Below are 23353 nucleotides of genomic sequence, written 5' to 3'. Positions count from 1 at the left end.
TTGATGACCGTCCCCCGCCGCCCCCTCTCCATCGCCTCCCGACGCGCGACCCAGTCGGTCGCCGCGCTCGGCGCGGCGGCGCTGCTCCTGACGGGCTGCGGCTCGGACGACGGCTCCGACAAGGGCTCCGCCAAGGGCGGCTCCGGCTCCTCGGACACCCGCACCATCAAGGACGCCACCGGCAAGGCCGTGAAGGTCCCGGCCCGCCCCAAGCGCGTCGTGACGCTGACCCAGGAGGACCTGGACGCCGTCCTCGCGCTCGGCGTGAAGCCGGTCGGCATCACCAACGGCCAGGGCCTGGACAAGCCGCCGGCCTACCTCGCCGACAAGGTCGAGGGCATCGACGTGGTCGGCAATCTGCTGCAGCCCGTCATGGACAAGGTCGTCGCGGCCAAGCCCGACCTGATCCTCGCCGGTGACATGCAGGACGAGCAGGTGCTCAAGCAGCTGCGCGAGATCACGCCCGCGACCGTCGTCACGATGGCACCCACCGACGACTGGAAGCTGACCCTGCGGGGCATCGGCAACGCCGTGGGCGAACTCCCCAAGGCGAACAAGGTCATCGGCGACCACGAGGCCGCCGCCAAGAAGGCCGGTACGGAGCTCGGCGCGAACAAGGGCGCCGAGGTCTCCATCGTCCGCTGGAACCCGGACGGCCCGAGCTGGATGGAGAACAAGCAGTTCGCCAGCGGTGTCGCCCTGGAGATGGGACTGAAGCGGCCCAAGAACCAGAACAAGGACGGCAACGCGCACACCCCCTCGCTCAGCCTGGAGAAGATCAACGAGATCGACGGCGACTGGCTGTTCCTCTCCACGCTCACGTCGGACGGCGAGAAGGCCCTCAAGGACGTCCAGAAGAAGCCCGCCTACAAGGACCTCGGCGCGGTCAAGAAGAAGCAGGTCGTGACCGTGGACGGCTCGGTCTGGTCGACCCGCGGCGGCCCACTGGCCGCCGACGAGGTCATGAACGACATCAGCGAGGCGCTCAAGAAGAAGTAGCACCCCCGGAGCGGGCGTTCGCGAAGTCCGCCGCCGTCCAGGCCATCCCCAGCGCGCCGTCGAGCACTGCCTGCTCGGCGGCCGGCGAGACGGCGGCCGCCGCGAACTCCGGTTCGTGCGGGCCGCAGGCGCCGCCGCTGATGTCCAGGACGGGGTGGATGGACGGCACGAGGTGCGAGACGTTGCCCATGTCCGTGCAGGCGAACGGCTCGCGCTCGACGGGTTCGGCGCGGCCGAGCGTCCGGGCGTTCGCCTTCCACAGGGCGATCAGTTCCGGGTCGCCGCGGAAGTCGAGGTAGTCGGGCTCGGGCCGCTCCAGGGTGACGTCGCAGCCGGTGGCGAGAGCCCCGGCGCGGAAGCAGTTCTCGACCCGCTCCCTCAGTTCGCGCAGGTCCTCGGCGGCCAGGGCGCGGATCTCGTACTCGGCCGTGGCGCGGTCCGGTATCGCGTTCGGCGCCGTGCCCGCGGCGGTGGTGATGCCGTGCACCCGCCACTGCGCCGGGAGCTGCTGGCGCAGCAGGCCGAGCGCGACCTGCGCGACGGTCAGGGCGTCGGCGGCGTTGCGGCCCTCGTGCGGGTTGAGGCTGGGATGCGCGGACCTGCCCGTGTACGTCACCGAGAGCGTGCCGAGCGCGAAGGAGCGGAAGTCGGCCATCTCGAACGGGCAGGGGTGCACCATCATCGCCGCGTCCACGCCGTCGAAGGCGCCCGCGTCGATGAGCAGCGCCTTGCCCGCGCCGCGCTCCTCGGCGGGTGTCCCGAGTACTCGTACGGTGAGGCCGAGTGCATCGGCGTACGGGGCGAGGGCGAGGGCCGCTCCGACACCGGCGGCGGCGATCAGGTTGTGGCCGCAGGCGTGGCCGAGGCCGGGCAGCGCGTCGTACTCGCAGGCGATGGCGACCGTGACGGGTCCGGAGCCGATGGTCGCACTGACCGCGGTCTCCAGGCCGAAGGCGGGCGTGGTCACGGCGAAGCCGTGCCCGGCGAGGAGTTCGGCGCACCAGGCGGCGGCGCGGTGCTCCTCGAAGGCGGTCTCGGGGTGGGCGTGGATGCGGCCGCTGAGGGCGAGCAGGGCGTCGCGGTGGGTCTCAACGCCCTTGCGCAGGGCGGTCTTGATGTCCGTGGGGGCGGTCGTCTTCTCCATGGCGAGCAAGATAACTTAGGCTAACCTAAGTTCATACCGGTAGGTCCGGGTTCCGGTCCAGGCCCAGGTCCAGGTTCATGTTCAGGTTCACGGGAGTCGTCACACACATGCATCAGCGCCCTGACCGCCTTCCCCTGCTCACCGCGCAGGCCGGCATCCTCTACGCGCAGCAGCTGGCCCCCCAGAGCACCGCGCTCAACACGGCGGACCGCGTGGAGATCCAAGGCCCCCTGGACACCGGTTTCTTCGAGGCCGCGCTCCTGCGCACCATGGCCGAGGCCGAGACGCTGTCGCTGCGGGCGGGCGAGGACGCGGCCGGCACCCCCTGGCAGGAGGTCCGCCCCGACGCCGTGCCGGTGACCCTGCACCACCTGGACCTGCGCACCGAGGCCCACCCGGAGCAGGCCGCCGAGGCCTGGATGCGGGCCGACCTCGCGAGACCCGTGGACCTCACCGGCGCCGGTTCCCAAGGCCGAGCCCACGGCCAAGCCGGAGGCCAGGCTGCTGGCGGCCTCGTCACCCAGGCCCTGATCCGCCTCGCCGACGACCGCCACTGGTGGTACCAGCGCGTCCACCACTTCGCCGTCGACGCCTACGCCCTCCAGCTCATCGGCAGCCGCGTCGCCGAGCTGTACACCGCCCTCACGACCGGCCAAGAGGAGCTGCCCGAACGCCGGTTCGCGCCGCTGGCCGAGCTGGCCGACGAGGAGCGGCACTACCTCGGCAGCGAGCAGTACGCCACCGACCGCGCCTTCTGGGCCGAGCGCACCGCCGGGCACACCACCCCCGCCACCCTCGCCGCCCGCGCCGGAACCTCCGATCTGCTGCACCGCCGCGCCACCGACCTGCCCGACGGCTCCTTCGACCGCGTCAGCCGTGCCGCGCAGGCCGTGAAGGCCACCTGGGCCGAGCTGGTCATCGCCGCCACCGCCGGGCATCTGCACCGCGTCACCGGTGCCGAGGACATCGTGCTCGGCCTTCCGCTGACCAACCGCCGCGGCCCCGCCGCCCTGCGCACCCCGGCGATGACCGTCAACGTCCTGCCGCTGCGCATCGCCGTACGCCCCCGCGACACCGGCGCCGAACTCCTGCGCCGCGTCGTCCTGGAGGTCCGCGCCGTCCGCCGCCACCAGCGCTACCCGCAGGCCGACCTGCGCCGCGACCTCGCGCTCGGCACGGCGGGCGAGCCGCTGACCGGGCCCATGGTCAACATCAAGCCGTTCGAGACCGACCTGGACTTCGCGGGCCTGCCCGGCACCATCCGCAACCTCGCCGCGGGCCCCGTCGAGGACCTCGCCGTCGGCGCCGCACCCCGCGCGGACGGCACCCTGCGCATCACCCTGGACGCCAACGCCGGACGGTACGAGGACGCCGAACTCGCCCGTCACGAACGTACGTTGGTCACCTACCTGGACGGTCTCGCCGAGCTCCTCCTCTCCGACCCGCACCGCCCCATCGGCACCCTCGACCTGCTCACCCCCGACGAGGTCCGCGCGGCCACCGCCGGGCGCGCGGAGGCGCCCGCCGAGCACACGCTGCCCGAGGTGTTCGCCGCGCAGGCCGCCCGCGCCCCCGAGGCGGTGGCCGTCCGCAGCGGCGGCGCCGCGCTGACCTTCGGCGGGCTCGACGCGGCGGCGAACCGGCTCGCCCACCGGCTGGCCGCCGACGTGGCACCCGGCACGCCCGTCGCCCTCGCCCTGCCCCGCAGCACCGACACGGTCGTGGCGCTGCTCGCCGTGCTGAAGGCGCGCGGCGTCTGCCAGCCGCTGGACCTCGGTCATCCCGCAGCGCGGACCCTGGACGTGCTGGCCGACGCCCGCCCCGCGTACGTCATCGGGACCCTGGCGACGCTCGCCGCGCTCCCGGACCACGGCCTGCCCGTACTGGCGCTCGACGACCCGGACACGTCGGCCGCGCTGGCCGCCCTCCCCTGTGACGCGCCCGCCGCCTCCCCGCGCCTGACTGACCCCGCCTACATCATTCACACCTCCGGTTCCACGGGACGCCCCAAGGGCGTCGTCGTCACCCACGCCTCGCTCGCCAACCTCCTCGCCGGGCACGGCTCCGACCACATCGCGCCCGCGGTCGAGCGCGCGGGCGGCCGGGAGCGCCTACGCGTCGCCCACAGCGCGTCGTTCGCCTTCGACGCGTCGTGGGACCCGGTCCTGTGGATGGTCCACGGCCACGAACTCCACCTCCTCGACGACGCCGCGTACCGCGACCCCTCGGTGCTCGCCGCGTACGTCGACGAGCACCGCGTCGACTACCTCGATGTCACCCCGTCCTACGCCGAGGCGCTCGTCGCCGAGGGCCTCCTCGACGAGGGCAGGCACCACCCCGCCGTCCTGGTCGTGGGCGGCGAGACCGTCCCCGCACCACTGTGGGAGCGGCTCGCGTCCACGGCAGGGTCGCGGCCCGTCAACCTGTACGGGCCGACGGAGACGACCGTCGACGCGTACTACTGGCTGCCGGAGCCCGACGGGAGCACCACCGGGCACCCGGTCCGCGCCTCCCGCGTCTACGTCCTCGACTCCTCCCTCCGTCCGACGCCCCCCGGCGTCACCGGTGAGCTGTACGTCGCCGGGGCGTGCCTCGCCCGCGGCTATCTCGGGCGCCCCGACCTGACCGCCGAGCGCTTCGTCGCCGATCCGTTCGGGGCACTGCACGGCGACCCCGGCGGCCGCATGTACCGCACCGGGGACCTCGTGCGCCGTCGCGCGGACGGCACCCTGGAGTTCCTGGGCCGCGGCGACGACCAGGTGAAGATCCGCGGCTTCCGCATCGAACTCGGCGAGATCCAGGCACGCCTCGCGGACCACCCGGCGGTAGCCCAGGCGGCCGTAATCGCCCGCGACACCGCGCATGGCAAGCGACTCCTGGCCTACGCGGTGCCGCGCGACGCCCGCGCCGTCACCCCGGACGGACTCCCCACCGTCACCCCCGACGAACTCCGCGCCCACCTCGCCGCGGTCCTCCCCGAGCACATGGTCCCGGCCACGGTCACGCTCCTCGCCGCCTTGCCGCGCACCGCCAACGACAAGCTGGACCATCGGGCCCTGCCCGACCCGGAGCCCGCGGTCGCCCCCGTCGGGGACACCGGCAGGCACCCGAGTGACCCGTACACCGAGATCCTCTGCGGGCTCTTCGCCGATGTTCTCGGGCTGGAGTCCGGGTGGCCCTCAGCCGACGCCGGGTTCTTCGATCTCGGCGGTCACTCGCTGCTCGCGGGGCGCCTGGCCGCCCGTATTCGTGAGCGGTTCACCGCCGCCGTCGGTATCGCCGACGTCTTCAAGGCGCCGACCCCCGCCGCTCTCGCCGCACTGGTGCGCGCCTCGGCCGCCTCCGGCAGCGAAGCGGCCCCGCTCGTCCCCGTCCCCCGCACCGACACCCTCCCCCTCTCCCCGGCCCAGCAGCGCCTGTGGTTCCTGCACCGCCTCGAAGGACCCAGCCCCACCTACAACATCCCGCTCGTCCTCACCCTGAACGGCCCTGTCGACCACGCCGCGCTCCAGCTCGCCCTGCACGATCTGACCGCGCGCCACGAGACACTCAGAACGGTATATCCCGCCACTGACAACGCCCCTGAGGACCAGCCCCACCAGCGCATTCTCGATGTCGACCACCCCCTGGCCCGCCCGGCCCTGCACCGCGAGCCCCTCGACGCGGACGCCCTCTCCCATGCCGTACGCCACTGCTTCGACCTCGCCGCCGAACCCCCGCTCCGCGCCACCCTGTTCACCGACCCCGAGAACCCCGCCCGTCACACCCTGCTGCTCCTCCTGCACCACATAGCGGGCGACGGCGCCTCCACCACCCCCCTCGCCCGCGACCTCGCGACCGCCTACACCGCCCGCGCGGCCGGCCGGGCGCCGGAGTTCGCGCCGCTCCCCTTCCAGTACGCCGACCTCGCCGCCCACCAGCAGAAACTGCTCGCGGACGGCCTGGCGCAGACCCACCTCGCGTACTGGAAGGACGCCCTCGCGGGCCTGCCCGACCAGCTGGAGCTGCCCGCCGACCGGCCCCGCCCGCCCGTCGCCTCGTCCCAGGGCGGCACCGTCCCCTTCCGCCTCACCCCCGCCACCCACCGCGCCCTGAAGCGTCTCGCGGCCGCCACCGGCACCACCGTCTTCATGACCGTCCAGGCCGGTCTTGCCGCGCTCCTCACCCGGCACGGCTGCGGCACCGACATCCCGCTCGGCACGCCCGTCGCCGGGCGCGACGACGACGCGACCGCCGACCTCGTCGGGTTCTTCACCAACACCGTCGTGCTGCGCACGGACACCTCCGGCGACCCCGCCTTCCGTGCGCTCCTCGACCGCGTGCGGGGCGGGACACTCGCCGCGTACGAGCACGACGTACTCCCCTTCGACCAGCTGGTCGAGGAGCTGAACCCGCCCCGCTCCCTCGCCCGCCACCCCCTCTTCCAGGTGATGCTGGCCTGGCAGTCGATCCCGGACGGGCGGTTCGCGCTCGGCCCGGACACCACGGCCCGGCTGACCGCCGTCCCGTCGGGCACGGCCAAGTTCGACCTGACCCTGAACGCCGGCGAACTGGCCGACGAGCAGGGCATATCCGGCTTCCTCGAATTCCGTACGGACCTGTTCGACCGCGCCACCGCCGAGGCCCTGGCCGCCCGCCTGGCCCGCCTCCTCACCGCCGCGGCCGAGGCGCCCGACACCCCCCTCGGCCTCCTCCCCCTCCTCGGCGCCGAGGAGCGCCACCACGCCCTGGTCGCCGTCAACCAGCAGGCCGCACAGGCACGTACGGAAGAGCCCGCCACCCTCGCCGACGTCTACGAATCGGCCGCCGCCCGGCACCCGCACCGCACCGCCGTCTCCCACGACGGCCACGCCCTCACCTACGCCGAACTGTCCGCCCGCGCCCACCGCCTGGCCCGCCTCCTCGCCGCCCGCGGCATCGGCCCAGGCTCCATCGTGGCGCTCGCCCTGCCCCGCTCCGCCGACCTGGTCACGGGCCTGCTCGCGGTGGCGCTCTCCGGCGCCGCCTACCTCCCCCTGGACCCGGACTACCCCGCCGACCGCCTCTCGTACATGCTCGGCGACGCCCGCCCCGCCGCGCTGCTCACCGACACCGCGACCGCGCCCCGGCTGCCCGCCGAGGCCCACGCGCTGCCGCTGATCGCGGTCGACGGCGACGCCCCGGCCGCGTACGACGAGACCCCCCTCGCCCAGAGCGACCGCACCCGCCCGCTCACCCCCGACGACCCCGCGTACGTCATCTACACCTCAGGATCGACGGGCCGCCCCAAGGGAGTCGTCGTCACACACCACAACGTGACGCGGCTGCTGACCGCGACCGACCACTGGTTCGGCTTCGACGAGAACGACGTGTGGACGCTCTTCCACTCGTACGCCTTCGACTTCTCGGTGTGGGAGCTGTGGGGCGCGCTCGGTTACGGCGGCAAGGTCGTCGTCGTACCGCATCTGACCAGCCGCGACCCGGGCGCCTTCCGCACGCTCCTCGCCGACGAGGCCGTCACCGTCCTCAACCAGACGCCGTCCGCCTTCTACCAGCTCGCCGCCGCCGACCGGGAGGCGCGAGGCGGCCGTGAGCTCGCCCTTCGGTATGTGGTGTTCGGTGGCGAGGCGCTCGAACTGGGCCGGCTCGACGACTGGTACGAACGGCACGGCGACACCGCGCCCACCCTCGTCAACATGTACGGCATCACCGAGACGACCGTGCACGTCTCCTACTTCGCGCTCGACCGCGCGAAAGCCGCCGCCTCCACGTCGAGCACCATCGGCGTGAACATTCCCGACCTGCGCGTCTACGTCCTCGACGACCGCCTCCAGCCGTGCCCGCCCGGCGTCACCGGTGAGATGTACGTCGCCGGTGAGGGCCTGGCCCGCGGCTATCTGGGCCGGCCCGACCTGACCGCGACCCGCTTCGTCGCCGACCCGTACGCGCACCTCTTCGGCGAGCGCGGTGCCCGCATGTACCGCTCCGGCGACCTCGCGCGCCGCCGCGCCGACGGGAACCTGGAGTACTTCGGGCGCGCCGACCACCAGGTGAAGATCCGTGGCTTCCGCATCGAACTCGGCGAGATCGAGGCCGTCCTCGCCGCGCACCCCGCCGTCTCGGACGCGGCCGTCGTCGTACGCGAGGACGTGCCCGGCGACAAGCGGCTCGTCGGCTACGCGGTCGTCGCCGACGGCGCGACCACTACCGCCGCTGAGCTGCGTGAACACGCGGCCGGCGAACTGCCCGTCCACATGGTCCCCTCCGCCGTCGTCGTCCTGGACCGGCTGCCGCTCACCAGCAACGGCAAGCTGGACCGCAAGGCCCTCCCCGCGCCGGAGCGGCCCGCCGCCACCGACGCGGGCCGCGCCCCGCGCACGCCGCGCGAGGAGCAGCTCTGCGCGATCTTCGCGGAGGTCCTCGGCGTCACGACGGTGGGCATCGACGACAACTTCTTCGAACTGGGCGGGCATTCGCTGCTCGCCGTGCGCCTCGCGGGCCGCGTCAGGGCCGCGTTCGGCACGGAGGTCTCCATCGGTACGGTCTTCCAGTCGCCGACACCTGCCGGGCTCGACGCGTTCCTCGACTCCGGGAGCGGGCAGGCCGACCCCCTGGACGTCCTGCTGCCCCTGCGCCCCGCCCGCGACGGCGACCGCGCCCCGGTCCACTGCGTCCACCCGGCGGGCGGCCTGAGCTGGTGCTACGCGGGCCTGATCCGCCACCTCCCGCCGGATGTGCCGATCTACGGCCTCCAGGCGCAGGGCGTGGGAGCGGCCACCGCCGCCGACGCGCTCCCCCGCACCCTGGAGGAGCTGGCCGCCCACTACGTCTCCCGCCTGCGCGAGGTCCAGCCCACCGGCCCCTACCGCCTCCTCGGCTGGTCGACCGGCGGCATCATCGCGCACGCCATGGCCACGCACCTCCAGGAGCTCGGCCACGAGGTGGAGCTCCTCGCGATCCTCGACGCCTACCCGGCGGAGGGCTTCCGCGAGCTGCCCGAGTCCGACGAGGCCGAGGCCCTGGAGTCGCTGCTCACGATGGGCGGTTACGGCCCCGACAGTCTCGCGGGCAAGGAGCTGACCACCGGGAACGTCATCGACGTACTGCGCCGCGAAGGCAGCCCGCTGGCCGCCCTGCCGCCCGTCACCTTCGAGGCGCTGCGCGACATCTACCTCAACACGAACCATCTCGTACGGGCCTACGACCACCGCCGCTTCGACGGCGACGTGCTGTTCTTCCGGGCGACCGTCGACACGATCGACGAGACGCTCACGCCCGAGACCTGGGCACCGTACGTCGGCGGGCGCATAGCGAACACGAACGTCGCCTGCTCGCACAAGGACATGACCCTGCCCGAGCCGATCGCGCACATCGCCCGCGTGGTCGCCGACCGACTGACCGAGCTGGAGAACCCGCGATCATGAATGACGCCCGCGCCAACCCCTTCGACCGCGAAGGCGAGTTCCTGGTCCTGACCAACGACCGCGGCGAGCACTCGCTGTGGCCGCTCTTCGCCGCCGTGCCCGACGGCTGGTCCACGGCCCACGGCCCGTGCCCGCGCCAGGACGCCCTGGACTGGGTCAACAGCCGGTGAGCGGCGGCCTGCTGGTCAGACCCCGGATACGCCCGAAGGTCGCCGTCGTCCTCGTCTACACGGCCGCGATGTGCATGAACGGCCTGGACTCTACGATCGTCAACCCGGCCCTGTTCACCATCGCGGGCGACTTCGGCCGCCCGGTGTCGGCGGCGAACACGGTCGAGACGGCGTTCCTCGTCGCGCTCGCCCTCGCCCTCCCCGTGGCGGGCTGGCTCGGCGACCGCCTCGGCACGAAGCGGGTCTTCCTCGGCTCCCTGGCCGTCTTCACGGCGGCCTCCGCGGTCTGCGGTCTCGCGCCGAACCTCACCACCCTGGTGGTGGCGAGGGCGGTCCAGGGTCTGGCGGGCGGGCTGCTCACGCCGGTCGGCATGACGCTGCTCTTCCGCGCGTTCCCGCCCGAGGAGCGGGTGAAGCTATCGAAGGTTCTCATCGTGCCGACCGCGCTGATGCCCGCGCTCGGCCCGCCGCTCGGCGGCTTCCTCACGGAACACCTCTCCTGGCACTGGCTGTTCTTCGTGAACGTGCCGGTCGGCGCGGCGGCTCTGCTGCTGGGTGCCGTGTCCCTGCGTGAGCACGTCGAGGGCACGCCGGGCCCCTTCGACCGCGTCGGCTTCCTCCTCGCCACCCCGGCCCTCGGCCTCCTCACGTACGCGCTCGGCTTCGGCCCCTCGCACGGCTGGTCCCAGCCGTCGGTGGCCGTCAGCGCGGTGGCGGGCGTGGCCCTGCTGGCCGCCACGGCCGTCCACCAGCTCCGCGCACGGGAGCCGCTCCTGCGCCTGAGGCTGCTCGGCGACCGCGTGTACGGGGCGGCCTCCGGGCTGGCCCTGGTCAGCGCGGCGGGCCTGATGGGCGTCCTCTTCGTCTTCCCGCTCCTCTACCAGGCCGCGCTCGGGGCGTCCGCGCTGGACGCCGGGCTGAGCGTCTTCCCCGAGGCGCTCGGCCTGATGCTGGCGTCCCAGGCGGTGGACCGCCTGCTGCCGAGGCTCGGCCCGCGCCGCCTCGCGGTCCCGGCGCTGCTCCTCGCGGCGGGCGTCTTCGCGGCGCTGGCCGTTCCCGGGGTGGCGGAGAACGCCTGGGCCGTGCGGGCGCTGATGTTCGCGGTGGGCCTGGTCCTCGGCACGGCGGTCCTGACCATCCAGATCGCCGGCTTCGAGGACATCGCCCCCGCCGACATGGGCCAGGCGATGGGCCTCTTCCAGATCGTCCGCACACTGGGCGGCGCGCTGGGCATCGCGGCGTGCGCGGCGGTGATCGGCGGCCACGGAGTGGGCTTCACGGACGCCGGGCCGTACCGCGTGGCGGTCCTGGTGACGGCGGGCTTCGTGGCGGCGGGAGCGCTGCTGGCGATGCGCCTGCCGAAGACGGTGGCGGGACCGCCACCGGGGTGAGGGTCGGCTGCCGCCGGGGATCAGTCCCCCAGCAGCTCCGCCAGCCCCGCCGCCAGGCCGCCCCGCCAGCAGGCGTAATCGTGGCCGCCGTTGAACTCCTCGTACGTGACGTCGTAGCCGCGGGCCCGCAGGACGTTGCGCAGGCGGCGGTTCTCGGCGAGGAGCATCCACTCCTGGGCGCCCACCTCCAGGTGGAGGCGGACCGGGCGGTGCGGGGCACGGGCGTACTGGCGGGTGAGCCACTCCGGGCCCGCGCCGTCCGGGGCGTTCTCGTCGGGCCACCAGAAGGAGCCCGACTGGCTGAGCGCGGCGCCGAAGCGGTCCGGGCGGCGGTGGGCCGCGTACGCCGCCGTGAGGCCGCCCGCGCTCTGGCCTGCGATGAGCGTGCGTTCCGGGGGCGCGGTCACGTCGTACGCGGTCGCCGCCCACGGCAGGAGCACGTCGGCCAGCCAGTCCACGAAGTCGCCGCTACAGCTCAGATCCTCCATGCGCCGGCCCATCGTGTCGACGAGGAGCGCGGCCGTGGGCGGCACGGCGCCGTCGGCGTGCAGCGCGTCGAGCGTGTCGCCGACGCGGAGGACCGGGCCCCACATCTCGCCGTCCAGAAGTACGGCCAGAGCGCGGGGCGGCTCCTGCGGCAGGTGGAGGGTGACGCGCCTGCCGTCCACCTCGGCCTCGACGGACTTCCCGGCCGCCTTGGCGCGGCGGTTCACGTACGGCTGGGGCGGCGCGTCCGGCAGCGACATCACGGAGGCGGGGTTGCGGCCGTCGCGGGCGGGCAGCCGCGGGTCTGCGTTGAGCGGATCGGGCACGGCCTCGTCGAGGACGCGCAGCCAGGCCTCGCGGTCGGTGCGGAGGGTGTCCTGCCGGGTGCCGTGGGCGACGTAGAACTGGTACGAGGCCCGGTGGTCGGCCCGCAGCCGGTGGCCGAGCGCCCAGACGTCCGTGCCGGGCAGCCGCTCCATGAGGTGCGGGGTGAGGTCGCCCGCGTGGCGGTCCTTGTCGGTGACGGTGTGGAGCAGGGCGAGGACGTCCGTGGCGGGGTGCGCGGAGTGTGCGGAGTCGTCCCGCCAGAGGAAGGTGACGAGGCGGTACGCCGGGTCGCCGGCCGGGTCCGGTTCGACGAGGGGCGCCCCCATGGCCTCGATCCGGTTCCAGAAGTCCCGTTCGGCGCCGGGTATGCGGGCTCGTACGGCCTGGAGGAGCGTACGAAGCAGTGGACTGCGCAGCACAGCGGGGACCTCTCTCGGAGTTGGGGGGCGGCTCATACGACTCAGACGCGCGTCGCCGCCGAGCGGCCGAGCAGGACCCACAGCAGGAACGGTCCGCCGAGGACCGTCGTGACGATGCCGACCGGCAGCTCCGAACCGTCGAAGGCGATGCGGCCGAGCGTGTCGGCGACGACCACGAGGGCCGCGCCGGTCAGCATCGAGCCGACCAGCGGCACCCGCAGCGGGCCCGCGAGGCGGGAGGCGATGACGGGCGAGGCGAGGGCGACGAAGCCGACGGGCCCGCAGATGCCGACCGCGAGCCCGGCGAGGGCGACGGCGAGGAGGAGGCAGATCAGGCGGGTGCGCCCGGCATTGGAGCCCAGCGACGCGGCGGTGTCGTCGTCGAAGCGGAGTACGCCGAGGTGGCGGGCGACGGCGAGGGCGAGCGGGACGAGGACGGCCAGGCCGATGAGGACGGGGACGGCGACGGAGTAGCCGCGGCCGTTGAGGCTCCCGGAGGTCCATACGTACAGCGAGCTGGCCGAGTTGAGGGAGCGGCGCGAGAGGACGACCTGCGTGGCGGCGGAGGCGAGCGCGGACATGGCGAGGCCGACGACGAGCACGCGGTAGCCGCGCTGCCCGAGCCCGCCGGAGACGAGCGTCACGACGATCACGGCGACGAGCGCGCCGATCGGGCCCGCCCACCAGGCGCCGAAGGACCCGGAGGCGCTGAAGGTGACGGAGATCAGGACCGCGGCCGTGGCGCCGTCGTTGACGCCGAGGAGTTCGGGGGTGGCCAGGCGGTTGCGGGCGAGGGTCTGGGTCAGGCACCCGGCGAGGCCGAGCGCGGCGCCCGCGGTGAGCCCGGCGACGATGCGGCCGAGGCGGAACTTCTGTACGAGGAGTACGTCGAAGTGGTCGCCGTACCCGAACACCGCGCGGAAGGTGCGGCTGACGCCCATGTCGCTCTGTCCCGCGTACGCGGAGAACACGACGGCGACCAGGAGCAGCGCGGCGAGCAGCAGCGAGGCGAGGGTCGCGCGGCGGGCGACGAGGAAGGAGAGGGGGCCGCGGCGCAGGACGTAGGTGTCGGCGGGGCGGAGGCGGGGAGTACGGGACGTGGGCTTCTTCGACAGTCGCGCGGTGGCGCGCTTCGGGAGGCGCAGGCCCAGCAGCCGGCGGGACTTGGACGGGGCGCTCTCCTCCGTCGCCGGTTCCGTCATGCCCATCGTGGCGAGCTGCTTGGAGCGGACGATGAGGATCAGTACGGGGGCGCCGATCAGCGCCACGATGACGGAGACCGGCGCCTCGTACGGGCGCGAGACGACGCGGGCCGCGACGTCCGAGACGGTCAGGACGCAGGCGCCGACGAGGCCCGCGAGGAGGAGCCGGGCCGGCAGACGGGTGCCCGCGATGGCGCGGGCGAGGAAGCCCGCGAGCAGGCCGAGGAAGGAGATGGGCCCGGCGAGCGCGACGGCGGCGGCCGTGAGCAGGGTGACGGCGACGGCGACGACGGTACGGATCAGGGGCGGCCGGTGGCCGAGGCTGCGGGCGAGGTCGTCGCCGAGGGCGAGGGCGGACAGCGGCCGGGCGACCAGCAGCGCCACCAGGAACCCGGCCGCGAGGACCGGCGCGAGCCGCCCGAGCTCGCCGTATCCCTCGACTCCGGCGAGCGAGCCGAGCACCCAGAAGCGGAACTTGTCGTAGGTCTCGGCGGAGTTGACGACGATGACGCTGGTGAGCCCGCCAAAGGTGGCGCCGAGCGCCGATCCGGCGAGGACGAGCCGCATGGGAGAGCCGCCGCCCTTGCGTCCCGCGATGAGCAGCACAAGCCCGCTCGCGACCACGGCGCCCACGAACGCGCAGACCAGATAGGCGTAACCGGAATCGAGACCGAGCAGCGCGATGCCCGCGACGACACCCAGTGAGGCACCGGCGTTGACGCCGAGCAGGCCGGTCTCGGCGAGCGGATTGCGGGTGACCGCCTGCAGCAGGCACCCGGCGACACCGAGGGCGCCGCCGACGAGCAGCGCGGTGAGCGTACGCGGGATACGCAGATCACCGACGACGAGATCGAGGCGTGAATCGCCGCGCGCGCCGCCCCGGTTCAGGAGGTAGTCGAGGACTCCGCCGGGGCCGACCTCGCCCGCGCCGACGCACAGCGAGAGGACCACGAGCAGGAGCAGGGCGAAGGTGAATCCGGCGACGGCGAGACCGACGGTGCGGCGCGGGGTGCGGGGCTCGGTGTCGTCGGGCACCGGCCCGGGGGCGCCCTTTTCGGCCAACTCGCCCGACGGTCCGGACGGTTGAGGTGCTCGGGGTGTGGTGCCCACGGTCGGCATGCGCATAAGGTGAGGCTAGCCTAACTATGGTGACGGCGTTGCGACCTCTGGGCAGTAGTTATACGTTAGGTTAGGCTTACCTAAAAAGCAGGGGGAGGTGGCTCACACATGCCTGAGCACATACCGTACGAGTCGCAGGCCGAGGGCGAGTTCGCCGGGCGTACGGCTCTGGTGACCGGCGCGGGCCAGGGTATCGGCGCCGCGGTGGCCACCGCGCTCGCCGCCCGCGGCGCGCACGTCGTCGCCACCGACCGCTCGGCGCACGGCGTCGACGAAGTGGCCGCCGCCTCGCGGGGCTCGGTCGGCACGGTCACGCCGCGCGTCATGGACGTCACGGACCCCGCCGCCGTCACCGCCGTCATCGACGACGTCGTACGCGAGTACGGCGCCCTCGACCTCCTCGTGAACGTCGCGGGCATCCTGCGCGCCGCGCCCGTCGCCGAACTGACCGACGCCGACTGGGCCGACACCTTCGCCGTGAACACCACCGGCGTCTTCCACACCTCGCGCGCCGCCGCCTCCCACATGACGGCGCGCGGCTCCGGCTGCATCGTCACCGTCGCCTCCAACGCCGCCGGGATCCCCCGGACCGGCATGGCCGCGTACGCCGCTTCCAAGGCGGCGGCCACGATGTTCACCAAGTGCCTCGGGCTTGAGATCGCCCGCAGCGGGGTGCGCTGCAACGTCGTCGCGCCGGGCTCCACGGATACGGCGATGCAGCGGGCCCTGTGGCCCGAGGGGCAGGCGGAGGTGCCGCTCAGCGTCATCGACGGTGACCCGGCGACGTACCGCACGGGTATTCCCCTCGGCCGGATCGCCTCCCCGGACGACATCGCGGAAGCGGTGCTCTTCCTCGCCTCGGACCGGGCCCGGCATGTGACCTTGCAGGAGCTTTACGTCGATGGGGGCGCGACGCTGCGCTGAGGCTTGCGCGGTGTTCTGGCCGCCGCTTCGCGGCGGATGCTTTCCCACCCTCCCACCCGTGCGCCCCGCGTTATGCCCCCCGTAGGAACACCCGGCCCCGCCGAGTCGTACAGCAACCAGGGGTCACCGCCCCCAAGAAATGGAGCCCCCGTGTCGACGGCACCCGAAGTCGCCACGCACGTCACGACGGCCGAGCAGGCCCACCCCGCCGTAGGAGCGGCCACCGCCCTCCTCGACGCCTACACGCCCGGCGAACGCTTCCTCGCGACGCCGACCCGCACCCTGCTCACCGAGGGCGGCGTCCACGCCCACGTCCCGCACGACGAGAGACCCCTGCCGCAGCGCGTCGCCGCCACCCTGGCCGACGCCCGCCGGTCCGGGATCGCCAAGCCGTACGTCGTCGGCGCCGTCCCCTTCGACCACACCGCGCCCGCCGCCCTCGCCGTCCCCGAAGCGCTGCGCACCGCGCCGCCGTTGACCGCGGACCCGCTGATCGCGCTGCCCGCCGAGACGCCGGACGCCACCGACTGGCAGATCCGCCCGGTACCGGCCCCCGAGGAGTACGGCGCCGGAGTGGCCGCCGCCGTCGAGCGGATGTGGCGCGGCGACTTCAGCAAGGTCGTCCTCGCCCGCACCCTCGAACTGACCGCGCCCGCCCCGCTGAACATCCCCCTGATGCTCCAGCGCCTGGCCCGCCGCGACCCCTCCGGCTACACCTTCGCGCTGCCCACGGCCCCCGGCCGCACCCTGATCGGCGCCAGCCCCGAACTGCTCGTCTCGCGCCGGGGCCGCCAGGTCGTCGCCAACCCCCTCGCCGGTTCGACGCCCCGCAGCGACGACCTCGCCGAGGACGTGCGCCGCGCCGCCGCGCTCCTGGAGTCCGCCAAGGACCTCCACGAGCACGCGGTCGTGGTCGACGCCGTGCACCAGGCGCTCGCCTCCTTCTGCACGGACCTGACCGTCCCGGCCCGCCCCACCCTCATCCGCACGGCGACCATGTGGCACCTGTCCACCACGGTCACCGGCACCCTCGCGTCCCCCGACGCGTCCGCCCTCGAACTGGCCTGCGCGCTGCACCCCACCCCCGCGGTCTGCGGCACCCCGACGGCCACGGCGCGCGAGGTGATCCGCGAGACCGAGCCGTTCGACCGCGGTTTCTTCACCGGCATGATCGGCTGGGGCGACGCCAACGGCGACGGCGAGTGGGTCGTGACGATCCGCTGCGCCGAGGCCGAGGAGCGCTCCCTGCGGCTGTACGCGGGCGCGGGCGTCGTCGCCGCCTCGGACCCGGCGGCGGAGACCGCGGAGACGGGCGCGAAGTTCCGTACGTTCCTGAACGCGGTGGGGGCGGAGCTGTGAGCGCCGCCCTGGAAGCCCCCATGTGGCCCGAGGAGTTCGCCGCCCACTACCGCGCCGCGGGCTGGTGGCGCGGCGAGACCTTCGGCGGGATGCTCCGCGACCGCGCGGCCGAACACCCCGACCGCATCGCGATCGTCGACCCCGCCGGGGACCGCCGCTGGACCTACGGCGAACTGGACCAGCGGGCCGACCGCCTGGCCGCGGGCCTGCTCGCCCGGGGCATCGCCAAGGGCGACAAGGTCGTCGTCCAACTCCCCAACATCGCCGAGTTCTTCGAGACGGTCTTCGCGCTGTTCCGGATCGGCGCGCTGCCGGTCTTCGCGCTGCCCGCGCACCGCGAGACGGAGATCCGCTACTTCTGCGAGTTCACCGAGGCCGCCGGGTACGTCATCCCCGCCGAGCACGGCGGCTTCGACTACCGCGACCTGGCGGCGAAGGTCCTCGCGGACGTCCCGACCCTGCGGCACGTCTTCGTGGCCGCCGGTGACCCGGGCGCCTTCGAGGCCCTGTCCGACGTACCCGTCGACCCGGTGACCGTCCCGGACCCGCCCGCCCCCTCCGACCTGGCGTTCCTCCAGCTCTCCGGCGGGTCGACGGGCGTACCGAAGCTGATCCCCCGCACGCACGACGACTACATCTACTCGCTGCGCGGCTCGAACGAGCTGTGCGCGGTCGACGCGGACTCCGTGTACCTGGTCGCCCTCCCCGCGGCCCACAACTTCCCGCTCTCCTCGCCCGGTTCGCTCGGCGCGCTCTACGCGGGCGCCCGCGTCGTGCTCTGCCCGCAGCCGAGCCCGGAGGCCGCCTTCCCGCTCATCGAGTCCGAGGGCGTCACCATCACCGGCCTCGTCCCGCCGCTCGCCCTGGTCTGGACGGAGGCGGCGCCTTCATCGACGTACGACCTGTCCAGCCTGGACGTGCTCCTGGTCGGCGGCGCGAAGTTCAGCGAGGAGGCGGCGCGCCGCGTGCGGCCCGCACTGGGCTGCACCCTCCAGCAGGTCTTCGGCATGGCGGAGGGCCTGGTCAACTACACGCGCCTGGACGACCCCGACGAGACGATCGTGACCACGCAGGGCCGCCCGATCTCCCCCGACGACGAGATCCGGATCGTCGACGACGAGGACAACGACCTGCCCGCGGGCGCGACCGGCCACCTGCTGACCCGCGGCCCGTACACGATCCGCGGCTACTGGAAGGCGCCCGAGCACAACGCCCGCTCCTTCACCGCCGACGGCTTCTACCGCACCGGCGACGTGGTCCGCCTCACCGAGACCGGCCACCTGGTCGTCGAGGGCCGCGCGAAGGACCAGATCAACCGCGGCGGCGAGAAGATCGCGGCGGAGGAGGTCGAGAACCACATCCTCGCCCACCCGTCCGTGCACGACGCGAACGTCGTCGCCGAACCCGACCCCTACCTGGGCGAGCGCACATGCGCGTACGTCATCCTGCGCGCCGACGCCGAGCCGCTGAAGCCGGTCGCGGTCAAGAAGTTCGTACGGGGGCGGGGCCTGGCGGCGTACAAAGTGCCGGACCGTGTCGAGTTCGTGGACGCCTTCCCGCAGACGGGCGTAGGAAAGATCTCCAAGAAGGACCTACGGGCGGCGGCGTCGGCGCAGCCCGCTTCCGCTCCGCATCCGTCCCCGTCCCCGTCCCCGTCCACGCAAGCCTGATCGGAACACCTCACCACCATGGCCCTTCCCGCCATCACCCCGTACCCGATGCCGTCGGGTGACGAGCTGCCCGCCAACCGCGTCGACTGGAAGGTCGACCCGTCCCGCGCGGTGCTCCTCGTCCACGACCTGCAGAACTACTTCCTGTCGGCGTACGACCGCGACGCCTCGCCCGTGCCGGAACTCCTCGCCAACGTGGCCGGCTTGAAGCGACAGGCCGACCGGCTCGGCGTACCGGTCCTGCACACCGCGCAGCCCGGCGGCCAGACCCCCGAGGAACGCGGCCTCCAGCAGGACTTCTGGGGTCCGGGCCTGCCGGACGACGCGCAGGCGGCGGCGATCGCCCCGGAGATCGGCCCGGCGCCCGCCGAGACGGTCCTCACCAAGTGGAAGTACAGCGGCTTCGTCCGCACCGACCTCCTGGAGCGGCTGCGCGAACAGGGCCGCGACCAGCTGGTCATCACCGGGATCTACGCCCACATCGGCGTCCTGATGACGGCCTGCGACGCGTGGATGCAGGACATCCAGGCATTCGTGGTCGCCGACGCGGTGGCCGACTTCTCGGCGGACGACCACGCGATGGCGCTGCGCTGGGCGGCGGGCAGGTGCGCGGTGGTCACGACGACGGGGGCGGTCTTCGGGGACGGGGGCCATGGGGGCTACGGGGGCCACGAGGGTCACGCGGGCCAGGCGGGCCACGGGGGTCACGGGGGTCACGCGGGAACGACGACCGGCCTCGGCGGCACGACCGCCAGCACCGCCACTACTGACGAAGCGTGAAGGCAGGAACCGCGACCATGACCACAACCCCAACCCCTCCCCCTCTGACCCTCGACCAGCTGCGCGCGGACGTGGCCGACGTCCTCGGCGAGGACCCGGCGGACATCCCGGCCGACGAGAACCTCGTCGACTACGGTCTCGACTCCGTACGCCTCATGACCCTGCTCGGCCGCTGGCGCCGCGACCACGGCGTGACGGCGTCCTTCGCGGACCTGGCGGAGGAGCCGGCACTGGAGAAGTGGGTGCCGGTACTGACGCGGGGGGCGTAGCCCGGAAGGCGGTCTCAGAAGGCGGAGTTGCCGAACCACCGGCCGAGCAGCTCCGCGTCGCCGCCGACTTCGTAGGCACCGGAGTCCCACGCGAGCCGCCCATAGAGCAGCAGAAGCAGATCGGCGGCGCGAGCGTGTACGGAGGCATCCACGGAGGCGTCCACGTCCGGCTGCCCTTGCTCGACGAGGCCGAACCCATCGGCGCGCAGCTGAACGAGCCACTCCTGACCAACGTCAGTAGCCCGGAAGCGAATGACTTCGCCTTGGCCGCGCAACTGGGCGACTCCAGGGGCGTACGGCGTGGCGAAGGGCAGATTGACGAGGAACTCGTCCACGCCGTCGGCGGCCAACGCCGGGTCGATCACGGTCGGCACCCCGAGGGCGGCCTCCGCGTCGGTGCGGTGCACGAGCGTCTCGTGCAGCATGCGCCGCACCCAGAACCGGGCGTGCGGGTCGGCGCCCCAGACCCACATGGGCGCGTCGGGATCGACCTCGGCGAAGGCGCGGGCGGCGAGGTCCGCACTGGCGGCGAGCCAAGCGGCGTACGCGTCCTCGGACTCCGGCAGCTCCAACTCCACCGCCCGCGTCCTTGGCGGCTCCTGCGCAGGCTCCCGCAGAAGAACACAGAACCACCGCTGCACGCTCCCGATATGCCGCACGAGGTCAAGCAGGGTCCACCCCGGACACGCGGGCACGGGAACGGAGAGATCCGCCCCTTCCAGAAGGGCCACGAACCGTTCGCTCTCGGCGGCCACGGCACCCCGGTGCACGTGAACGCCAACATCAACGGACACAGTCCCTCACGCCCCCTTCCTCGACCTCGGCCCCGTCGAGCGCGGCGGTCAACGCGTTGAGCCGGGCTCGCAGATCCCGCATCTCGTCCAGCGAAAGCCCGGTGGACGTGGCAATGGCACGAGGCACGGCACGAGCCCTCTCCCGGAGCGCCGCCCCCTGCCCGGTGAGCCGCACCCCGACGGACCGCTCATCCTCGACACTCCGCCGCCGCTCCACGTGCCCGGCAGCCTCCAGCCGCTTGAGCAGCGGCGACAACGTCCCGGAGTCCAGCCGCAGCCGCTCCCCGATCTTCTTGACGGGCAGTTCACCGTGTTCCCAGAGTACGAGCATCACGAGGTACTGGGGATAGGTGAGCCCCAGATCCTTGAGCGCGGCACGGTAGACGCCGTTGAAGGCGCGGGCGGCGGCGTGCAACGAGAAGCAGATCTGAGAATCGAGCCGCAGAAAGCCGTCCTCGTCGTCCTCGTCACGGGGCTCACCGCGCAGGGCCCCGTAGTTCGCGTCGTTCTCCATACCTCCCACACTACAACGACCCCACCGCGCCCAATTAAGTTGTGCACAATTAAATAGCATGCTCTACTTTCTTCGGACGGCAGGCAGCTCCAGCAGCCACCGGCCGACAACCGCACAGAGAACAGGGCCGGACAAAACCGGACGAGACCGGATGGAACCGGACAGGAAGAGGAGACCCCATGGACGCGCTGTACACCGCTGTGGCCACCGCCAACGGCCGCGAGGGCCGCGCCGTCAGCTCCGACGGCCAGATCGACCTCCCCCTCGGCTTCCCCGCCGCCCTCGGCGGCAACGGCAAGGGCACCAACCCCGAGCAGCTCTTCGCCGCGGGCTACGCGGCCTGCTTCGCCAGCGCGATGGGCAACATCGCGCGCCAGGAGAAGATCGATGTCTCGGACGTCTCGGTGACCGCCGAGGTCAGCATCGGCAAGGACACCGACGGCGGCTTCGGCCTCGCCGTGGTCATGCGCGCGGAACTCCCCGACCACCTGCAGGGCCCCGCGGGCGAGGACCTCCTGAAGAAGACCCACGAGTTCTGCCCCTACTCGAAGGCGACGCGAGGCAACATCCCGGTGGAACTGGTCATCGAGTAACCTCGCCCCCGACCACCTCCACCCCGCCTCCGGACAACCCCCCGGCCCCGAAACGACCACCCGCTACACTGACGGCGGTGCCGCAGTCCGTCCGGACCCGCGCCACCATGCCCGGCCTTCGTAGCTCAGGGGATAGAGCACCGCTCTCCTAAAGCGGGTGTCGCAGGTTCGAATCCTGCCGGGGGCACGCGACTAAGGGCCAGTTCAGAGGCTTGATCCTCTCGAACTGGCCCTTTGCCATGATCGCGGCCGTGCCACACTCGTGCCACAAGGTCCGCTAGGAGCCCGCCCCTCCCCGCGTCTTGCGGATCATCGAGCCAAGCCGATCGGCGATCTCACGATCACGGCCGCTGACCACGTGCTGATAGATCAGCGCTGCCCGGGGGGTGCTGTGGCCCATCCTGGTCATCAGCTCCCGCAGGCTCGCGCCGGACGCAGCGAGCGTGTTCCCGGTATGCCGAAGATCGTGAAAGTGAACGCCAGCCGCGATCCTCGCCTTCCTTCGTGCGTTGATCCAGTCATCCCGGAAGTTGCTCCGTCGGAGCTGTCCGCCCTGAGAGCCGAGGAAGACGTGCCCGTCGCGGCCTGGCCCGGCGTAGGCGTCGAGATGTTGCTTCACGTCCGGCAGAAGTTCGGTCGGAAAGGCCACCGGCCGAATTCCGGCATCGGATTTGGGCGCCTTGTCGAAGAGTGCTCCGGTCTGCATCTCCGCCTGTGAGCGCCGGACCATGAGCGCGGCGTTCGCCGCATCGATGTCCCGCCGACGCAGCGAAGCCAGTTCCCCGAAACGCAGCCCCGTAAAGGCCGCCAGAAGCACGAGCAGCCGGTAGCGCGGGGTGATCGCGTCGGCCACGGCGTACACCTCAGCCACGGTCAGGACGGGTCGCTCTGGCACGTCGTAACGATCGGCACCCTTGATCCGGCAAGGGTTGCGCCGGATCAATTCGTCATCCACGGCCGTATTCAGGATGGCGCGGAGGATCTGGTAAGCCTTGACCACGGTGGGCTCACCGGTCCGCGCAAGGCGCGTAGTCCGCCAGGCCCGGACCTGGGCTGTCGTGATCGAGAACAGCGGTCGCTCACTGAACGTCGGCATGAGATGCAGTCGGATCACCGACTCGTGACGTTCCCTCGAACGGGCAGCCAGCTTCCGATCCTTGATCCACGCCGTGGCGTACTCCCCGAAGTGGACCTTGCCCGCGTCAGGGTCCGACCACTGGCCACGGGTGATGTCCGCCTCGATGTGAGTCAGGACCACTTCGGCATCCGTCTTGGTGGCGTACGTGTCCTCCGTGCTGCGGAGCTGGCCCGTGTTCGGGTCGCGGTAGCGTGCCTGCCAGCGACCGGACTTGAGCTGTCGCACCGAGCCGAACCGGCGCCGCCTGCCCTGGTTGTTCGCCATCAGGCAACCCCCCGCAGCGCGGCAGATCGAGCCCTCACCGGCTGAACGGTGTGCTCAGCAACGTAGGTGGACAGGATGCTCTCAGGGATGCGGACATGCCGCCCGACCTTGACGAACGTAATCCGGCGTTCCTCGATCAACCGACGGGGAAACCGCACGCTCGTGCCAAGAAGCTCAGCGGCTTGCTGCACGGTCAGAAGTCGATCCACGGTCACCAGTCCCCCTCTGCCAGATCGGTCATGTCGGCGAGTGCTTCGCGTGCGGTTTCGCGGTTGGTGCGGATGCCCTCAGCGATGGTTTGGGCGAGCCAGGATTCGCCGGGTGTGTGGCCGTGTCCGGCGTAGGTCCAGTGGGCCATGACCAGCGTGGAGCCCTCCGGGTCGTCGGC

The 23353-nt window shown here is 72.7% G+C and carries 16 protein-coding genes, 1 tRNA gene and 2 pseudogenes; 11 read left to right on the top strand and 8 right to left on the bottom strand.

Going from position 1 to position 23353, the window contains the following annotated elements:
* Positions 1 to 3: 3 nt before the first annotated feature.
* Complete coding sequence (locus tag ACWDVB_RS06290) at positions 4 to 999, top strand: ABC transporter substrate-binding protein (protein WP_451517436.1); 996 nt, start codon at positions 4 to 6, stop codon at positions 997 to 999.
* Here the strand turns inward: ACWDVB_RS06290 and ACWDVB_RS06285 are convergent.
* Positions 986 to 2143 carry a M20 family metallopeptidase gene (locus tag ACWDVB_RS06285; protein ID WP_451517418.1) on the bottom strand — a complete coding sequence of 386 codons (1158 nt, stop codon included), beginning with the start codon at positions 2141 to 2143 and terminating at the stop codon, positions 986 to 988. The two genes, ACWDVB_RS06290 and ACWDVB_RS06285, sit on opposite strands and share 14 nt — an antisense overlap.
* Positions 2144 to 2250: 107 nt before the next feature.
* On the opposite strand from ACWDVB_RS06285, the gene ACWDVB_RS06280 reads away from it, so the two are divergent.
* The 3 genes from ACWDVB_RS06280 to ACWDVB_RS06270 are packed head-to-tail and all read left to right on the top strand — an operon-like array spanning position 2251 to position 11107.
* A complete protein-coding gene (locus tag ACWDVB_RS06280) occupies positions 2251 to 9546 on the top strand; it encodes an amino acid adenylation domain-containing protein (RefSeq protein WP_451517419.1) in 7296 nt (2431 codons plus the stop codon).
* Complete coding sequence (locus ACWDVB_RS06275; RefSeq protein WP_451517420.1) at positions 9543 to 9716, top strand: MbtH family protein; 174 nt, start codon at positions 9543 to 9545, stop codon at positions 9714 to 9716. The genes ACWDVB_RS06280 and ACWDVB_RS06275 overlap by 4 nt, the downstream gene beginning before the upstream one ends.
* Positions 9713 to 11107 carry a DHA2 family efflux MFS transporter permease subunit gene (locus ACWDVB_RS06270; RefSeq protein ID WP_451517421.1) on the top strand — a complete coding sequence of 465 codons (1395 nt, stop codon included), beginning with the start codon at positions 9713 to 9715 and terminating at the stop codon, positions 11105 to 11107. Before ACWDVB_RS06275 ends, ACWDVB_RS06270 begins: the two co-directional genes overlap by 4 nt.
* 20 nt (positions 11108 to 11127) lie before the next feature.
* On the opposite strand, the gene fes is transcribed toward ACWDVB_RS06270, so the two are convergent.
* Both fes and fhuB read right to left on the bottom strand, forming a co-directional pair.
* Complete coding sequence (gene fes / locus ACWDVB_RS06265) at positions 11128 to 12375, bottom strand: enterochelin esterase (RefSeq protein ID WP_451517422.1); 1248 nt, start codon at positions 12373 to 12375, stop codon at positions 11128 to 11130.
* Between the two features lie 5 nt (positions 12376 to 12380).
* The gene (fhuB, locus tag ACWDVB_RS06260) at positions 12381 to 14666 is read right to left on the bottom strand and encodes a Fe(3+)-hydroxamate ABC transporter permease FhuB (RefSeq protein WP_451517423.1); all 2286 of its coding nucleotides are present in this window, start codon (positions 14664 to 14666) and stop codon (positions 12381 to 12383) included.
* A 102-nt stretch (positions 14667 to 14768) separates the two neighbouring features.
* Between fhuB and ACWDVB_RS06255 the strand changes: the two genes are divergently transcribed.
* The 5 genes and pseudogenes from ACWDVB_RS06255 (at position 14769) to ACWDVB_RS06235 (ending at position 19662) form a co-directional block, all read left to right on the top strand.
* Entirely contained in the window at positions 14769 to 15584 is an 816-nt protein-coding gene (locus tag ACWDVB_RS06255) for a 2,3-dihydro-2,3-dihydroxybenzoate dehydrogenase (protein WP_451517424.1), read from the top strand.
* A 150-nt stretch (positions 15585 to 15734) separates the two neighbouring features.
* Positions 15735 to 16943: an isochorismate synthase DhbC gene (gene dhbC / locus ACWDVB_RS06250; protein WP_451517425.1), complete on the top strand. Its 1209-nt coding sequence runs from the start codon at positions 15735 to 15737 to the stop codon at positions 16941 to 16943.
* Between the two features lie 20 nt (positions 16944 to 16963).
* A complete protein-coding gene (locus tag ACWDVB_RS06245; protein ID WP_451517437.1) occupies positions 16964 to 18613 on the top strand; it encodes a (2,3-dihydroxybenzoyl)adenylate synthase in 1650 nt (549 codons plus the stop codon).
* Positions 18614 to 18631: 18 nt separating this feature from the next.
* Positions 18632 to 19252: pseudogene (locus tag ACWDVB_RS06240) on the top strand (isochorismatase family protein); the annotation flags it as partial.
* Positions 19253 to 19410: 158 nt separating this feature from the next.
* Positions 19411 to 19662: a phosphopantetheine-binding protein gene (locus tag ACWDVB_RS06235; RefSeq protein WP_451517426.1), complete on the top strand. Its 252-nt coding sequence runs from the start codon at positions 19411 to 19413 to the stop codon at positions 19660 to 19662.
* Between the two features lie 14 nt (positions 19663 to 19676).
* On the opposite strand, the gene ACWDVB_RS06230 is transcribed toward ACWDVB_RS06235, so the two are convergent.
* Positions 19677 to 20417, bottom strand: a complete 741-nt coding sequence (locus ACWDVB_RS06230) for a maleylpyruvate isomerase family mycothiol-dependent enzyme (protein ID WP_451611945.1) — start codon at positions 20415 to 20417, stop codon at positions 19677 to 19679.
* A gap of 28 nt (positions 20418 to 20445) precedes the next feature.
* Positions 20446 to 20970 (bottom strand): MarR family winged helix-turn-helix transcriptional regulator, encoded by a 525-nt coding sequence (locus ACWDVB_RS06225; protein ID WP_451517428.1) that lies wholly within the window; start codon positions 20968 to 20970, stop codon positions 20446 to 20448.
* 179 nt (positions 20971 to 21149) lie between these two features.
* Here ACWDVB_RS06225 and ACWDVB_RS06220 point away from each other — a divergent pair, with 179 nt between their 5' ends.
* The gene (locus tag ACWDVB_RS06220; protein WP_451517429.1) at positions 21150 to 21563 is read left to right on the top strand and encodes an organic hydroperoxide resistance protein; all 414 of its coding nucleotides are present in this window, start codon (positions 21150 to 21152) and stop codon (positions 21561 to 21563) included.
* A gap of 114 nt (positions 21564 to 21677) precedes the next feature.
* Positions 21678 to 21750 (top strand) — tRNA-Arg (locus tag ACWDVB_RS06215).
* A 90-nt stretch (positions 21751 to 21840) separates the two neighbouring features.
* On the opposite strand, the gene ACWDVB_RS06210 is transcribed toward ACWDVB_RS06215, so the two are convergent.
* From ACWDVB_RS06210 to ACWDVB_RS06200, 3 genes and pseudogenes are all read right to left on the bottom strand, one after another.
* Positions 21841 to 22965 (bottom strand): tyrosine-type recombinase/integrase, encoded by a 1125-nt coding sequence (locus ACWDVB_RS06210; RefSeq protein ID WP_451517430.1) that lies wholly within the window; start codon positions 22963 to 22965, stop codon positions 21841 to 21843.
* A complete protein-coding gene (locus ACWDVB_RS06205) occupies positions 22965 to 23183 on the bottom strand; it encodes an excisionase family DNA-binding protein (protein ID WP_451517438.1) in 219 nt (72 codons plus the stop codon). Before ACWDVB_RS06205 ends, ACWDVB_RS06210 begins: the two co-directional genes overlap by 1 nt.
* A pseudogene (locus tag ACWDVB_RS06200) lies at positions 23177 to 23353 on the bottom strand (replication initiation protein); the annotation flags it as partial. The pseudogene ACWDVB_RS06200 and the gene ACWDVB_RS06205, both read right to left, overlap by 7 nt.

It is taken from the genome of Streptomyces sp. NPDC003379 (assembly GCF_053589195.1).
This window is presented reverse-complemented; position numbering and strand designations above follow the sequence as displayed.